The following is a 15,254-nucleotide window of genomic DNA, read 5'->3' on the forward strand; positions in this document are numbered from 1 at the left end:
ACGACCGGTCAACTCACCCGTCGCAGCTCCGCGAACGCCTCGGCGAGCTTCGGCAGCGTGTAGTGGGCGTTCAGGCCGCTCGGGTTCGGGAGGACCCAGACGCGGGTCGTGCCGATCGTGCGGTCCTGCTTGCCGATGGCCGCCGTGCGGTCGGCGAAGGCGTCGCGGTAGGCGGTGACGCCGAGGACGGCGAGCCACTCGGGCTGCACCTGGAGCACCTTGGCAACCAGGTTCTCGCCGCCGGCGACGAGCTCCGGGCGGGTGAGCTCGTCGGCGCGGGCGCTCGGCTTGTCGACCACGTTGGTGATGCCGAGCCGGTAGCTGAGCAACTCCTGCTGCTCGGCGGGCGCGAGTTGATGCGGAGTGAATCCACTCTGGTGAAGCGCCGGCCAGAACCGATTCCCCGGCCGGGCGAAGTGGTGCCCGGTCGCCGCTGACATCAGCCCCGGGTTGATCCCGCAGAACAGCACTCGCAGGCCGGGGCTGATGACATCGGGCAGAGCTTGCATGAGTGGAACGCTAACGTCAGTCGTTCTCGTTGTTCAGGTTGCCTGGCAGTTGGGACGCGATACAGCTGCGCGCCACGAACAGCCAGATCGTCTCGCCCAGGGCATCGACCCGGATCATCGCGGCGCCTAGATCGTTCGTGGAGTACCGGTAGCCGCCGCTCGCCGGCAGGGTGAAGCCGACCGGATCGTGCAGGCTGCCGCCGGCGTAGGTGCTGTCGGTGAAGTAGTTGTAGTAACCAGTGCACGCCGACGGGTTGATGCTGACGATGATCGCCCCGTTCCCGGTGTGCGGCGCCGCATCGAAGTCCCGGCCGAACGTACGGCGGTGGGACAACCGCTCACTCGTATCGTCACTGCAACTGGCCGCCACCGACGTCGAGTGCGAGGTGTCCAGCGCGCCAGGGACCAGGAACGCGCAGAAGTTCGACCCGTCCCCGGCCCGCCAGCGGCCGAAGTGGAAGTTGTTCGACGTCGTCGTGTGGACGTCGAACCTCGTCCCCGCGATCGCCGTACCCATCACGTAGCCGCACGACTTGTTCGCGAGCCAACCGCCGGCCGGCATCACCCCGTGGTTGTTGCAGGCCGCCGGCTTCTGCACGTTGCCGATCGTCGTGTACTGGTTGACCGCGTGAGCCGGCTGGGCGAACGCCACCACGCCCAGCACAACCCCGCAGACTGCCGCGATCAGCCGCCGCATCAGCAGAACCATCCGTCCTGGACCCAGCCGTCATGGTTGATATCGCCGTACGCGAACCCCCAGGCCCACTCGCCGTGGATCTCCTTCACCAGGAAGGTCTGTGGCTTGTGCAGCGTGCCCATCCGGGCGCCGCCGGGCGCGACGCGCAGTTCGAGGTCCTGCGCGCAGACGGTCTCGCGGACGCCGACGTGACCGTTGGCGGCGTTCGCCGGGACAGACGTGAGTACGGCGCCCGCGACCACGAGCGCACCGATCAGAGCGAGTCGTTTCATCACCACGACCCCCAACCGCCGAGGCACTCGATCCGGACGAAGCCCCAGTCGTTCGGGCCGAAGTCCTGGATCGAGGCCCAGCCGTTGTAGACCGGGTGCTTGCCGCGGGTGTGGCCGACCTTGTCGCCGTACGTCAGCGTCCGGATCGGGTGCACTGGACCGGGGATCGAGAAGTCGTAGTTCTCGTACATGGTCGCGTCCTGGCACACGATGATCGCGTGCTCGGGCACCTCGACCGCATCCGCCGCGGGCGCGGCGGCGGTCAGTGCGGCACCGGTGACGGCGACCGCGGTGAGGAGGAGGGCGGGTTTCCGTGTCATCAGAACCTCCGTGTCGATGTCATCTGTGATGACGGTAGGACGTGTCTTCAGAGATGGCAAGAGCTGTCATCAGTGGATACAGTGAGGCCGTGAGTGAGCGGAAGGAGTACTACGGGCTCGCCGAGATCGCCGACGCGCTCGGCCTGAACCGGCAGCTCGTCACGGCCTGGCGCCGCCGTCGCAGTCACGGCATCCCGGACCCGGACGGCGAGCTCTCGTCCGGCCCGATCTGGCGTGGTACGACGATCGAGCCCTGGATCGATGTGGTCCGCGAGCAGCGGGACGCGCCGGCACAGCCGATCAGCCCGGAGCTCGCGTTGAAGGCCGGCCGGCGGATGCTCCGCGTCGCGGCGCTGCTGCTCGAGGAGCCGATCCGGCTGAAGCTGCTCAGCCAGGCGCTGGCCGAGGCTCGCGAGTTGCTGCCGGTCATCGACGATGCCGCGGACGATCGGCTCGGCCGAGCGGTCCGGCAGCTGCTGTCGCCGCTACGTGCGACCGGTGACGATCCCGGCAATCTGCAGCGGTTCCGGCGCAAGGTCGTGGCCGAGTTGGCACAGCTGGAAACCCTGGTCGAACTGACAGCAGATTCCCTTCCGGAAGCGGACAGTGCCAGTTAGTGTGCGAGCCGTGATCGTCGACGTACCTGGCTACCGGCTGGCGGAGCCGCTGGGTGCGGGAGCGACAGGGGTGGTGTACGCCGCGAACCGGCTGGCGGACGGGGGCGCTGTCGCGATCAAGGTCGTGCATCCCGAGCTGGTCGACCCGCAGTACCGCGAACGGCTGCGGCGGGAGGCGCGGCTGGCCGCGGCCGTCGTGCATCCGGGCGTGGTGCGGGTGCACGAGGTCGGCGGTGAACGTGATCAGGCCTGGTTGGTGATGGACCGGCTGAGCGGCCCGGATCTCCAGCATCTGTTGGACGATGAAGGTCCGCTGCCGATCGAGCGGGCGGTCGGGCTGATGACGGAGGTCGCCGATGCTGTCGACGCGATGCATCGTGCGGGTGTCATTCATCGCGACCTCAAGCCGGCCAACATCATCCTGAACAACGACCGCCCGATGGTCGCGGACTTCGGCGTCGCCCGTCAGCTCGCCAGCCTCGAATCCACCACCGGCCTGGACCTGAGCGGTGACGCCGCCTGGCTGCACACCGGCGCACCGTCCGGCCCAGCGCTCGGCGCGATGGCCGGAACGATCGCGTACATGGCGCCCGAGCAGTGGCGCGGCGATCCGGTCACGCCCGCGACCGACGTCTACGCGCTCGGCGGCACGCTCTACAGCCTCCTCACTGGCAAGCGCCCGTACGAACGCCGCACGCTCCCCGAGTTGGCGTACGCCGTCGCGATGCTGCCGCCGCCGATCACGGGCATCACGCAGTACGACGCCGTGATCCGGAAGGCGATGGCGAAGGATCCGGGGGAGCGCTTCGCGACGGCGGCCGACTTCGCGAAGGCGCTCGGCACGGGAGTTGTTCCGCGGCAACGCTCGACCAGACGGCTCCTGCTCGCCGGGGCCGGCGTCCTGGTGATCGCGGCGGTCGGCGGAGTGTTTGCCCTGCGCAACCATCAGGCGAATGACGATCAGCTGACGGTGTGCGCGCAGGACGCGACGGTCAGGGACGCGCCGCGGAGCCGGACGGTGGTCGCGACGGTGTACTACGGGGACCGCTTGACGCCGATCTCGCCGCGCGACGGCGACACCTGGGTGCATGTGCGGCTGCCGGACGGCCGCACCGGATGGTCATTGACCGACTTCGTCCGGCATCACTGCTGATCGTCAACCCAGGGTTGACGCGGCTCGATCGTCAACCTAGGGTTGACGCATGACTCCTGGACCTGATCTGCAGCAGCTCATCAACACGATCAAGACCGACGCCGGCAGCGACGACGAGCTCGAGCAGCTCGCGACCGCGGCCGCGACGATCAGCGAACTCACCACGACCGGCGACGCCGCGCTCGGGTTCTTCGTCGACCGGGCCCGCGGTTCGGGGAAGTCGTGGGTCGAGATCAGCGCGGTGCTCGGCGTCAGTAAGCAGGCGGCCCACAAGCGGTTCGCCGACTCCTGGACCGCGCGGCCGGCGTTCGAGCGCTACACCCAGCGGGCGCGTTCGGTGGTGCAGGCGGCCGCCGATATCGCCAGGGCCCGCAACCACGACTTCATCGGCACCGAGCACCTCCTGCTCGGGATGTACAAGGAGCCGGGCGCGATCGCCGCCAAGGTGCTCGTCAAGCACGGCATCACCGACGAATCGGTCCTCCGAGCCGTCGATGTCGAGAGCCCGGCCGCCGAGCCGTCGACGGAACCGAAGGAGCTCGACGCCGAGAACCCGCCGTACACCCGGCGGGCGGCGCACGTCCTACAGGGCGCGGTCGGTGAGGCGCTCACCCTCGGCCACAACTACGTCGGCACCGAGCATCTCCTGCTCGCCTTCTACCGCGACCAGGCGGGTATCGCCACGAAGATCCTGCTCGAGCAGGGCCTGGACGAGTCAGCGGCCTGGGCCGATATTCGCGCGGCGCTGGAAGGATTCAAGAAGTAGGTTAGGCACATGCCTGACTGGTCTGCGCGGTTGAACGAGTTGGCGGTAGCGGCTGAGGTGCCCGGTGCGGTGCTCGGCATCTGGCAGGACGGTGCGACCACGATCACGCCGTACGGCGTGCTGAATACCGAGACCGGGGTGGAGACCACCGGTGACTCGGTCTTCCAGATCGGGTCGGTGAGCAAGCCGTGGACCGGGACGATGATCGTCCAGCTCGCCGCCGAGGGCCGGCTGCAGCTGGACGACCCGGTGGTCAAACTGTTGCCCGAGGCACCTATTGATCCGCGGATCACGGTCCGTCATCTGCTCACCCATACCAGCGGTATCGACGGCGACCTGTTCACCGACACCGGCCGCGGCGACGACTGCCTGGAGCGGTACGTCGCTCTGCTCGCCGACGTGGAGCAGCTCTTCGAGCCGGGTACGGCGTACTCGTACTGCAACGCGGGATTCGTCGTACTCGGCCGGCTGATCGAGGTCCTCGACGGCCGGGCCTGGGACGAGTCGTTGCGGGCGCGTCTGGTCGAACCACTCGGCCTGACGCACACGGTCACCCTGCCCGAGGAAGCCATCCTGTACCGGGCCGCCCGCGGTCACACGGCTGAGGACGGCTCGCCGGTCAAGACGTGGCAGCTGCCGCGCAGCATCGGCCCGGCCGGGCTGATCACGGCGAGTGCCGCGGACCTGCTCGAGTTCGCCCGGATGCACCTGGACGACGAGAGGTATGCGGCGATGCAGGAGCCGCAGGTGCCGTTCGCCGGCGGCATCGGCGGCTTCATCGATCTCGGCCTGACCTGGCGGATCTACGACTGGGACGGCCGCCGGATCTTCGGCCACGACGGCTCGACGATCTCGCAGACCGCCTTCCTGCGGGTCGATCCCGACGCCCGGCTGATCATGTGCCTGCTGACGAACTCCGGCAACGGGACCAGGCTGTTCGAGCCGCTCGCCTCCGAGGTGTTCCAGCACTACGTGGGCGTCAGCCACCCCGCGGCGCCGCAACCGGTCGACGGTCCGGTTGACGACCGGCATGTCGGACGGTACGAGCGCGCCAGCGTGCGGCTGGACGTCGTACTGCGTGGTGACCGCCTCGTGCTGACCGAGGAGGCGACCGGGGACCGGCTGGCGTTCGCCGAGGAGCCGGTGCACGAGTACGACGTACTGCCGACCGAGCCGCTCGACGGGGACCATTTCGTCGTTCGTTACTCTCCGGAGCACCCCTGGGTCCCGTTGACGTTCACACCGACTCACCTCTTCACCTCTGGACGCGTCACGCCCAGGCGGTGAGATAAACAAGGTGCAGTTTGGGCTGACCGAGCTAACGTCTTCAGCGTGACTAGTGCACCTGCTGAACTTCCCCGTAAGGCTGGTGACCTCCGGGCCGCCGGCTATCTGCCCCGGTCGATCAAGGCCGAAATCCGTGACAACCTGCTGAAACAGCTCCGGGCCGGGCGTGATCCGTGGCCCGGAATCGTCGGATTCACCCGCACGGTGATTCCGCAGCTCGAGCGCGCGCTGCTCGCCGGGCACGACGTCGTACTGCTCGGTGAGCGCGGTCAGGGCAAGACCCGGCTGCTGCGCACGCTGGTCGGGCTGCTCGACGAGTGGACCCCGGTGATCGAGGGCGCCGAGCTGCCCGAGCACCCGCTCGACCCGATTACCCCTGCTTCCAAGCGCCGCGCCGCCGAGCTCGGCGACGACCTGCCGGTCGCCTGGCTGCACCGCGACCTGCGGTACGCCGAGAAGCTGGCCACGCCGGACACCTCGGTCGGCGACCTGATCGGCGACGTGGACCCGGTGAAGGTTGCCGAGGGCCGCAGTCTCGGCGACCCCGAAACCATCCACTTCGGCCTGGTCCCGCGCTCGCATCGCGGCATCGTCGCGATCAACGAGCTGCCCGACCTCGCCGAGCGCATCCAGGTCGCATTGCTGAACGTGATGGAGGAGCGCGACATCCAGGTCCGCGGCTACACATTGCGGCTGCCGCTCGACGTGTTGCTGGTGGCAACGGCCAACCCCGAGGACTACACCAACCGCGGCCGGATCATCACGCCGCTGAAGGACCGGTTCGGCGCCGAGGTCCGGACCCACTACCCGCTCGACATCGACGCCGAGGTCGACGTGATCCGGCAGGAGGCCGAGTTCACCGCTGAGGTCGGCGAGCCGCTGCTCGAGGTACTGGCTCGATTCGTCCGGCATCTGCGCGAGTCGACCGCGATCGACCAGCGGTCGGGTGTGTCCGCCCGGTTCGCGGTCGCCGCGGCCGAGACGATCGCCGCCGCCGCGTTGCGCCGGAGCGCGATCACCGGCGAGACGCCGGCCGTCGCGCGACCGGTCGACCTGGAGGCGGTGCCCGCAGTACTGCGGGGCAAGCTCGAGTTCGAGCCGGGTGAGGAAGGGCGCGAGATCGAGCTGCTCGAGTACCTGCTGCGTCGGTCGGTGGCCGACACGGCACGCGAGCGCTTCGCCGGTCTCGACCTGACCCCGCTCGCCCATGCTGTTGCCGACGGCAACCTTGTGACGACCGGCGAGCGGGTGCCCGGCCGGGACGTGCTGGCCGCGTTGCCCGAGCTGCCCGTCCTGCACGATGTTGCCGCCCGCGCCGGCGTCGAGCCGGACGACTCGTCCGGCCGGATCGCCGCCGCCGTCGAGCTCGCCCTGGAGATGCTCTACCTGTCCAAACGAGTCGCCAAGGACGCCGACGACGACACGACGGTTTACGGCGGCTGATCATGTCGTCGATTCCAGAGGGCTGGTCGTACGGGCCGTGGCACGACGGGCCTGATCCGCTCAAGGCGCCCGCGGATCTGCGGGACGCGCTGGACGAGATCGGCCGCGACGTGATGAACGGTTCGTCGCCGCGGTCCGCGCTGGAGGAGTTGCTCCGGCGCGGGACCCGGAACACTCAGGGTCTGGACGACCTGAGTCGCCGTCTGTGGGAGCGCCGTCGCGAGATCGAGCGGCGGCACAACCTCGACGGCACGCTGCGCGACGTACAGCGGCTGCTGAACGAGGCGCTGGAGGCGGAGCGGCACGAGCTGTTCCCGAACCCGTCCGACGACGCCCGGTTCCGTGAGGCGCAGCTCGACGCGCTCCCGTCCGGTACGGCGGCCGCAGTACGGGAGCTGGCGAACTACGACTGGCAGTCGTCGGACGCTCGGGCGAAGTACGAGGAGATCCGCGAACTGCTCGGGCGTGAGCTGCTCGGGTCGCGGTTCGAGGGTATGAAGGAGGCGCTGCAGCAGACCACGCCCGAGGACGTCGAGGCGATCAACGAGATGCTGACCGACCTCAACGCGTTGCTCGCGGCGCACGCGCAGGGCCGGCCCGAGGTGCCGGAGCTGTTCGAGGAGTTCATGGCCAAGCACGGCGAGTTCTTCCCGGAGAACCCGCAGAACGTCGAGGAGCTCATCGACGTACTCGCGCAACGTGCGGCCGCGGCGCAGCGGATGATGAACTCGATGACACCCGAGCAGCGGGCCGAGTTGATGGAGCTGTCGCAGCAGGCGTTCGGCAGTCCGCAGCTCGCGCAGCAGTTGTCCCAGCTGGATGCTCAGCTGCAGGCGCTGCGACCGGGTGAGGACTGGTACGGGTCCGAGCAGATGAGCGGTGAGGATCCGCTCGGTCTCGCCGAGGGTGCGCGGGCGATGTCCGACCTCGCGGAGCTGGATGCGCTGGCCGAACAGCTGGCGCAGTCGTATCCGGGCGCGCGGCTCGAGGACATCGACCTCGACGCGCTCACCCGGCAATTGGGTGATGAGGCAACGGTCGACGCGCGTCGGCTGAGCGAGCTGGAGCGGGAGCTGCGCGATCAGGGTCTGATCGAGCGGGCGCCGGACGGTTCGCTGCGGTTGTCCCCGAAGGCGTTGCGTCAGCTCGGCCAGACGGCGTTGGCCGACGTACTGCGCGCTGCTCGCGGGGCCGGTGAGCGTGATGCGGCCAATGCCGGTGCGGCCGGTGAGCTGAGCGGGTCAACGCGGAAGTGGGAGTTCGGCGACACCCAGCCGTGGGACGTGCCGCGGACGGTGCGCAACGCCGTACTGCGGACTGCCCACACCGGTGGTGGCGGCGTGAAGCTCGACGTGGCGGATGTGGAGATCGCGGAGACCGAGCATCGCGCCCGGGCCGCGGTCGCGTTGCTGGTCGACACGTCGTGGTCGATGGTCCAGGAGGGCCGCTGGCTGCCGATGAAGCGTACGGCGCTCGCGCTGCACCAACTCATCTCGACCCGCTACCGCAACGACGCACTCCAGCTGATCACCTTCGGCCGGTACGCCGGGGTGGTGGAGCTGCCGCAGCTGATCGGGATGGAAGGCACCTGGGAGCAGGGGACCAACGCGCACCATGCGCTGCTCCTCGCCGGGCGCCACCTGCGTCGCCACCCGGACGCCCAGCCGGTCGTCCTGATGGTGACCGACGGCGAGCCGACCGCTCACCTGGAGCCCGACGGCACGGCCGAGTTCTCGTACCCACCCGAGCCGGCCACGCTTCGCAAGACGATCTTCGAGGTCGACCGCCTGGCCAAGCTGGGTGCCACGCTGACCGTCTTCCGTCTCGGTGACGATCCGCGGCTGAACGCGTTCGTCGACCTGCTCGCCCGGCGCAGTGGCGGCCGGGTCCTCGCGCCCGACCCCGACGGCCTCGGCGCCGCCGTGGTCGGCGACTACCTGAGGACACGCCGCAAGCTCTAACGCACCCTGATCGCGTGATCCGGGGCCTCGCCCTGGAGGATGGCAGCCAGTACGTCGATGCCGTCCACCAAGCGAGGCCCCGGCCGCGCGAAGTACCCGTTCGCGTCGACCGCCCACACCTGCGCGTCCGCGGGCAATGGCAACTCCGCAGTCAGCTTCGCGGCACCTTCCAGATCAAACCCGCACGGCGCCGACACAATCACCTCGGGTCGCGCGGCGCGTACGTCGTCCCAGGTGATCGAGACCGACCGCTGACCGGCTGTTCCCAGCACATTCGTCCCACCCGCAAGCTCCACCATCTCCGGCAACCAATGCCCCGGCGCAAACGGCGGATCCGTCCACTCGAGCAACGCGACCCGCGGCCCTGCAACCAGATGCTGGTGTTGCTTGAGCCTGTCGCGCAGTTCCTCAACGAGGGGCGTGCTGTCTCGACCGATCGCCTTTGCGACCGTCTCGATCGACGTCAGCACCTCGTCGAGGTTGTGCGGATCCGTGGTGACCACCTCGGCCCGGCAGCCCAGATAGCTGAGTGCTTCCTCGACGTCGGTCACCTCGATCGCGCACACCGCGCACAGGTCCTGCGTGATCACCACATCCGGCGCGAGCTCGCGCAGTACACCGGCGTCGAGGTGATACAGATCCTCCCCGGCCGCCACCTTCCGCCGTACGACGGCGTCGATCTCACCCGGCGTCAGGCCCTCGGGCAACGCCGTGGTCGACACGATCCGCCGACCGCGCGCCGCCGCCGGATAGTCGCACTCGAACGTCACGCCGACGACCTCGTCGCCGGCACCCAGCGCGAAGCAGATCTCGGTCGCCGAGGGCAGCAGGGAAACGATGCGCACCCGCCGACTCTAGCTGCCGGCAACGACCGGTACCCCGACCAAACCGCGCTACGCGTCCCGCCTGTGATTCATTTTGAGACAGCCCGATTGTCTCGCGTTGTCAACCAGGGAAGGGTTTTCCGGCCTTCGACCTGTGGGGAGCGTCACGTCAGCATCGTGAGACCAGTGTTCAACTGGACTGGTTTTTAGGCTTACCCTGAAAGCACGCCCCCGCCGCCGGAGTCGACGGGCCAGCGGGTTATCTGCCCGCGCCTGAAAGCACCCGCCTGCAACCCAGGGAGTGACCGTGCCGAAACTCGTCTACGACTTCGCCGAAGGCAACAAGGACATGAAACAGCTGCTCGGCGGGAAGGGGGCGAACCTGGCCGAGATGACCAATCTCGGCCTGCCGGTACCACCCGGCTTCACCATCACCGCCGACGCCTGCCGTGCCTACCTGGAGACCGGCGCGGTGCCGGCCGACCTCGCCGACGAGATCGACAAGCACGTCGATCTGTTGCAGCAGAAGATGGGCAAGAAGCTCGGCCAGGCCGACGACCCGCTGCTGGTCTCGGTCCGCTCCGGCGCCGCTGTATCGATGCCAGGCATGATGGAAACCGTCCTCAACGTCGGCCTCAACGACGACTCCGTGAACGGTCTCGCGCACCAGTCGGGCAACCCACGCTTCGCCTGGGACGCGTACCGGCGACTGATCCAGATGTTCGGCAAGACCGTGCTCGGTATGGAAGGCGATGTCTTCGAGGACGCGATCGAGGCGGCGAAGGAAGCCAAGGGCACCCGCAACGATCTCGACCTCGACGCCGACGACCTGAAGGCCCTGGTCGAGACGTTCAAGCGAGCCGTCCATGACCACACCGGCCGCGAGTTCCCGCAGGACCCGCGGACCCAGATGGACCTGGCGACCGAGGCGGTCTTCCGCTCGTGGAACTCCGACCGCGCAATCCTCTACCGCCGCCAGGAGCGGATCCCGACCGACCTCGGCACGGCGGTCAACATCTGCTCGATGGTCTTCGGCAACCTCGGTATGGACTCCGGCACCGGCGTCGCCTTCACCCGCGACCCCTCGACCGGTCAGCACGGCGTGTACGGCGACTACCTGCAGAACGCGCAAGGCGAGGACGTCGTCGCAGGCATCCGCAACACGGTCCCGCTCGCGGACCTCGAACAGCTCGACCAGACGTCGTACGACGACTTGATGCAGATCATGGCGACGCTCGAAGGGCACTACAAGGACCTGTGCGACATCGAGTTCACCGTCGAGCGCGGCAAGCTGTGGATGCTGCAGACCCGCGTCGGTAAGCGGACCGCGGCGGCGGCGTTCCGGATCGCGACCAGCCTGGTCGACGAAGGCGTGATCGATACCGACGAGGCGCTCCGGCGGGTGAAGGGTGCGCAGCTCGCGCAGCTGATGTTCCCGCGGTTCGACGCGGACGCCGAGAAGGAGCTGATCACCAAGGCGATCGGGGCCTCGCCGGGCGCGGCATCGGGCAAGGTCGTCTTCACCTCGGCCGCGGCGGTCGAGGCGGCCGATCGCGGTGAGAAGGTCATCCTGGTACGGCGTGAGACGAATCCGGACGACCTGCACGGCATGATCGCGGCGCAGGGCATCCTGACCAGCCGCGGCGGCAAGACCTCGCACGCGGCGGTGGTTGCCCGCGGCATGGGCAAGACCTGCGTCTGCGGCGCCGAGGACCTCGACGTGAATGTTGCCCAAGGCACCATCAAGGTCAACGGCACGATCATGGAAGCCGGTGAGCTGATCTCGATCGACGGCACCACCGGCGAGGTCTTCCGCGGCGAGGTCCCGGTCGTCCCGTCACCGGTCGTGCAGTACTTCGAGGGCTCGCTCGCCCCGGAAGCCGGCGAGGAACTCGTCGCGTCGGTGCATCGGTTGATGACCCACGCGGACGAGGTACGGCGTCTCGGCGTACGCACCAACGCGGATACCGCGGACGACGCGGCGCGGGCGCGGCGGTTCGGGGCCGAGGGCATCGGGTTGTGCCGGACCGAGCACATGTTCCTAGGGGAGCGGCGCGAGTCCGTCGAGCGGTTGATCCTCGCGGAGAGCGACGCCGAGCTCGAGGCGGCGCTGGCCGAGCTGGAGCCCTTGCAGCGTGGGGATTTCCTGGAGTTGCTGACCGCGATGGACGGCCTGCCGGTGACGATCCGGTTGATCGACCCGCCGCTGCACGAGTTCCTTCCGTCGATGGAGGAGCTCGCGGTGAAGGTCGCCGTGGCGCGTGAGCGCGGCGAGGACCCGGGTCGCAACGCGGCGCTGCTCGCGGCGGTCCAGCGGCTGCACGAGCAGAACCCGATGCTCGGCCTACGCGGCGTGCGGCTCGGACTGGTCATCCCTGGTCTGTTCGCGATGCAGGTACGGGCGATCGCGTCCGCCGCTGTCGAGCTGCGGGGCCGAGGTAAGGATCCGTGGCCGGAGATCATGATCCCGCTGGTCGGCGCCGTACAGGAGCTGCATCTGGCCCGCGACGAGGTCGAACGTGTGCTCGCCGAGGTCGGCGTCGCGGGGGAGATCCCGATCGGCACGATGATCGAGTTGCCGCGGGCCGCGGTGATCGCGGATCAGATCGCGGAAGCGGCCGACTTCTTCTCGTTCGGTACCAACGACCTGACCCAGACCACATGGGGCTTCAGCCGCGACGACGTCGAGAGCGCGTTCTTCTCGCGGTACCTGGAGAAGGGGATCTTCGCGGTGTCGCCGTTCGAGTCGATCGACCGCGAGGGCGTCGGCGCACTGGTGCGGACCGGAGTGGATCGCGGTCGCGCGACCAAGCCCGATCTCAAGCTCGGCATCTGCGGCGAACACGGCGGCGACCCGGACAGCATCCACTTCTTCCACGACGTCGGCCTCGACTACGTCTCCTGCTCGCCGTTCCGTATTCCGGTGGCGCGCCTGGAAGCCGGGCGGGCAGCATTGGCGGGTGACTAGAGAGAGTCTCCGGCAGACCTTCGGGGAGGACGCGGAGCTGTACGACCGCGTCCGCCCCACCTATCCACCCGAACTCTTCGACGACCTGGCCGGGATCGTGGGCGACCATCCACGTGTCCTCGAGATCGGCCCCGGCACCGGCCAGGCAACGTCCGCCATGGTGGACCGCGGCTGGCCGGTCACCGCCGTTGAACTCAGTCCCGACCTCGCCGGCGTGCTGAAGCGCAGGCTTCCGGGCATCGAAGTAATCGTCGCGGACTTCGACACCTGGGACCTGCCGGCGCAGACCTTCGAACTCGTCGTCTCGGCGACCGCGTTCCATTGGCTCGACCCGGCAACGCGCATGCAGCGATGTGTCGACGTCCTGCGGCCGGGTGGCGCGCTGGCGGTCGTGTCGACACATCACGTCGCGGGCGGAAGCGAGCAGTTGTTCGCCGACGTGCAGTCCTGCTACGACCGATTCACCGACGACGCCACCACGGACGGATTACCCGCGGCGGACGACGTACCTAATGATCCCGAAGGGATCGAACGAAGTGGGCTTTTCGGGTCCGTCGAGTTTCGCAGATATGTCTGGGATGTGGACTATTCGGCCGCGCAGTACCTCGAACTTTTGTCCTCATACTCGGGTCATCGGGCCTTGACAATCGAGCGGCGTGACCGACTGTACGACTGCATCGGCGCTCGCATCGAGGCAGCCGGGGGCTCGATCACGAAGCGTTATTTGAATCAACTGTCTGTAGGAATTTCTCTTAACCAACCCCTTGCGTAGCGGGTCATGGACTGGTCAGAATAACCGGGCGGGAAGGGAGATCACTCGTCGACTTTCGGGTCTGACCTGAACCAGCCGCTGTGGCGGCTCGTGACTCCCTTTCCCGCACCAAATCCCTTTGTTTCTTCGGTCGTTGTAGGGTTTCGGCATGGCCCTTTATGTCGTGCAGCTGCGCTTCGACCCCGCCGACACCGACCGCCGTCTCGAGGTCCGTCCGGCCCACCGCGAGTACCTGACCGAGCTGAAGGAAGCCGGCAAGCTCGTCACCGCCGGACCGTTCCCCGACCAGACCGGCGCCCTGCTCATCTACGACGTAGCCGACGAGGCCGAGCTCCGCGACATCCTCGCCAAGGACCCGTACACCCCGGCCGACGTCTACGAGCTCGCCACGCTCTCGGAGTGGCAGCCCCTCTTCCCGATCAGCTGAGCGACCCCAGCAACGCAAGCGTCTTCGCCCAGCCCTGCAGGAGGGCGGATTCGTTCGCAGGGCGGGTGCCACCGAGAGCGGTCGGCCCGATGATCGGGTGGTCGAGGATCGTGCCGTGCGGTAGGTACGGTGTGCCGCCGACGCCGTGACCCGCGCCGGTGACGATCACCGCCTCGTGCGGGAACTCGGCATGCGCTGTGTCGAGTTCCTGCATGATCAGCTCCGCGGACTGCCTCGAACCCCACTGCGCGTCGGCGGAGCCGGCCACGGCGAGGACCGGACCGTCCACGCCGTCGACCGGGATCGGATCCTCCGGCGCCAACGCCTTGCCCTGATAAGTCCACGCCGCGCCGCCTTGACGGGGGAAGGAGCCCGTCAGGTGGGCGCCCGGCGCGAACAGCACGGTCCCGTCGATGAGATGCGGGAAGTGATCGGCCACCAGCAACGCCGCCTCAGTGCCGAACGACGTACCCATCACGACCAGGCGCGCCGGATCGACCCCGGGTTGCCTCGCGAGCCAGGCGGCCGCCGACGCGAAGTACTCGAGCGGGATGTTGTGCAGGTCGTCCGGTACGCCGGGCGCGTGGAAGTACGCCAGCGCCAGCACCGGATATCCGTGCGACGCCAACAGGTTCGGGCTCGACTGCGGAGGTATGCCGCCTTCCGAGCCACCGAGCAGGAGGACCGCGGGATGCTTGGCGCCGTCCGGCTTCGGGGCGACGTAGATCCCGGTGAGCTTGTGCTTGGCCATCGTGAGCGACTGGCTTGTCACGCCGGCGGACGTCCACTGCCGGGTGAGCGTCGTACTCCCGAGCCGTTTCCCGTCGCGGCTCACGAAGACGTCGAGGTGCTCGACGAATCGTCCGTTGTCCGTCGGCGGGATGTACGACTGCTTGTCGGGATCGCCGTCCGGCGGGTTCATCGACCAGAACAGCCCCATCCCGTCGACGTTCTGGTAGCTCCCGCTCGTGGGCTTCGCGGTGTCGAGGTCGACGGTGCCGTGGGCGTCGGCGGTGAACGTCGCTTCGCCGTGCCACTTCTTTCCGTCCCGGTCTACCGCGTCGGCGCCGACGGTTGCCGACTCGTTCGCGGGTATGTCGGTCACCTTCAGGTGGACAGGTTGGTCGGCCAGCGTCACCGCCTGGTCGACGGTGAGGGCAGCGTGATCGGATCCGTTCGACGAACATCCCGCCACCACCAGGCAACAGGCGAGCGCAGTCGGCAACGATCGGTTCACC

15 protein-coding genes are annotated in these 15,254 nt (G+C 68.4%); 9 read left to right on the forward strand and 6 right to left on the reverse strand.

The genetic code is table 11. The annotated features are described in order from the left end of the window. Positions 1–8: 8 nt before the first annotated feature. The 4 genes from mug to FDA38_RS11845 are packed head-to-tail and all read right to left on the reverse strand — an operon-like array spanning position 9 to position 1,798. Positions 9–509 (reverse strand): G/U mismatch-specific DNA glycosylase, encoded by a 501-nt coding sequence (mug, locus tag FDA38_RS11830; protein ID WP_137253870.1) that lies wholly within the window; start codon positions 507–509, stop codon positions 9–11. A 16-nt stretch (positions 510–525) separates the two neighbouring features. Then, a complete protein-coding gene (locus FDA38_RS11835) occupies positions 526–1,218 on the reverse strand; it encodes a hypothetical protein (RefSeq protein ID WP_137253871.1) in 693 nt (230 codons plus the stop codon). Beyond that, entirely contained in the window at positions 1,206–1,478 is a 273-nt protein-coding gene (locus FDA38_RS11840; RefSeq protein ID WP_137253872.1) for a hypothetical protein, read from the reverse strand. Before FDA38_RS11840 ends, FDA38_RS11835 begins: the two co-directional genes overlap by 13 nt. After that, complete coding sequence (locus FDA38_RS11845) at positions 1,478–1,798, reverse strand: hypothetical protein (protein ID WP_137253873.1); 321 nt, start codon at positions 1,796–1,798, stop codon at positions 1,478–1,480. Before FDA38_RS11845 ends, FDA38_RS11840 begins: the two co-directional genes overlap by 1 nt. Positions 1,799–1,887: 89 nt before the next feature. Between FDA38_RS11845 and FDA38_RS11850 the strand changes: the two genes are divergently transcribed. From FDA38_RS11850 to FDA38_RS11875, 6 genes are read left to right on the forward strand one after another with little or no spacing between them, the layout of a single operon-like run. Next, positions 1,888–2,415: a hypothetical protein gene (locus tag FDA38_RS11850; protein WP_137253874.1), complete on the forward strand. Its 528-nt coding sequence runs from the start codon at positions 1,888–1,890 to the stop codon at positions 2,413–2,415. 10 nt (positions 2,416–2,425) lie between these two features. Continuing rightward, positions 2,426–3,568 (forward strand): serine/threonine protein kinase, encoded by a 1,143-nt coding sequence (locus FDA38_RS11855; RefSeq protein ID WP_137253875.1) that lies wholly within the window; start codon positions 2,426–2,428, stop codon positions 3,566–3,568. 49 nt (positions 3,569–3,617) lie between these two features. Continuing rightward, the gene (locus tag FDA38_RS11860; protein ID WP_137253876.1) at positions 3,618–4,334 is read left to right on the forward strand and encodes a Clp protease N-terminal domain-containing protein; all 717 of its coding nucleotides are present in this window, start codon (positions 3,618–3,620) and stop codon (positions 4,332–4,334) included. Positions 4,335–4,343: 9 nt separating this feature from the next. Beyond that, positions 4,344–5,621, forward strand: coding sequence for a serine hydrolase domain-containing protein (locus FDA38_RS11865; protein WP_137253877.1), 1,278 nt, complete (start codon positions 4,344–4,346; stop codon positions 5,619–5,621). Between the two features lie 45 nt (positions 5,622–5,666). Further along, complete coding sequence (locus FDA38_RS11870; protein ID WP_137253878.1) at positions 5,667–7,064, forward strand: sigma 54-interacting transcriptional regulator; 1,398 nt, start codon at positions 5,667–5,669, stop codon at positions 7,062–7,064. 2 nt (positions 7,065–7,066) lie between these two features. Continuing rightward, the gene (locus tag FDA38_RS11875; protein ID WP_137253879.1) at positions 7,067–9,025 is read left to right on the forward strand and encodes a vWA domain-containing protein; all 1,959 of its coding nucleotides are present in this window, start codon (positions 7,067–7,069) and stop codon (positions 9,023–9,025) included. Here FDA38_RS11875 and FDA38_RS11880 read toward each other — a convergent pair. Next, a complete protein-coding gene (locus tag FDA38_RS11880; protein WP_137253880.1) occupies positions 9,022–9,870 on the reverse strand; it encodes a cobalamin-binding protein in 849 nt (282 codons plus the stop codon). The genes FDA38_RS11875 and FDA38_RS11880 overlap by 4 nt on opposite strands. Before the next feature lie 286 nt (positions 9,871–10,156). Here FDA38_RS11880 and ppdK point away from each other — a divergent pair, with 286 nt between their 5' ends. The 3 genes from ppdK to FDA38_RS11895 all read left to right on the forward strand — a co-directional run bounded on the left by ppdK (position 10,157) and on the right by FDA38_RS11895 (position 14,016). Further along, positions 10,157–12,817 (forward strand): pyruvate, phosphate dikinase, encoded by a 2,661-nt coding sequence (ppdK, locus tag FDA38_RS11885; protein ID WP_137253881.1) that lies wholly within the window; start codon positions 10,157–10,159, stop codon positions 12,815–12,817. Further along, positions 12,810–13,589 carry a class I SAM-dependent methyltransferase gene (locus FDA38_RS11890; RefSeq protein ID WP_137253882.1) on the forward strand — a complete coding sequence of 260 codons (780 nt, stop codon included), beginning with the start codon at positions 12,810–12,812 and terminating at the stop codon, positions 13,587–13,589. The genes ppdK and FDA38_RS11890 overlap by 8 nt, the downstream gene beginning before the upstream one ends. A gap of 148 nt (positions 13,590–13,737) precedes the next feature. Continuing rightward, positions 13,738–14,016: a YciI family protein gene (locus FDA38_RS11895; RefSeq protein WP_137253883.1), complete on the forward strand. Its 279-nt coding sequence runs from the start codon at positions 13,738–13,740 to the stop codon at positions 14,014–14,016. Here FDA38_RS11895 and FDA38_RS11900 read toward each other — a convergent pair. After that, positions 14,009–15,253, reverse strand: a complete 1,245-nt coding sequence (locus FDA38_RS11900) for an acyl-CoA thioesterase/bile acid-CoA:amino acid N-acyltransferase family protein (protein WP_202877618.1) — start codon at positions 15,251–15,253, stop codon at positions 14,009–14,011. The two genes, FDA38_RS11895 and FDA38_RS11900, sit on opposite strands and share 8 nt — an antisense overlap. Position 15,254 lies beyond the last annotated feature (1 nt).

The organism is Kribbella jiaozuonensis (genome assembly GCF_005233875.1).
Lineage (GTDB): Bacteria > Actinomycetota > Actinomycetes > Propionibacteriales > Kribbellaceae > Kribbella > Kribbella jiaozuonensis.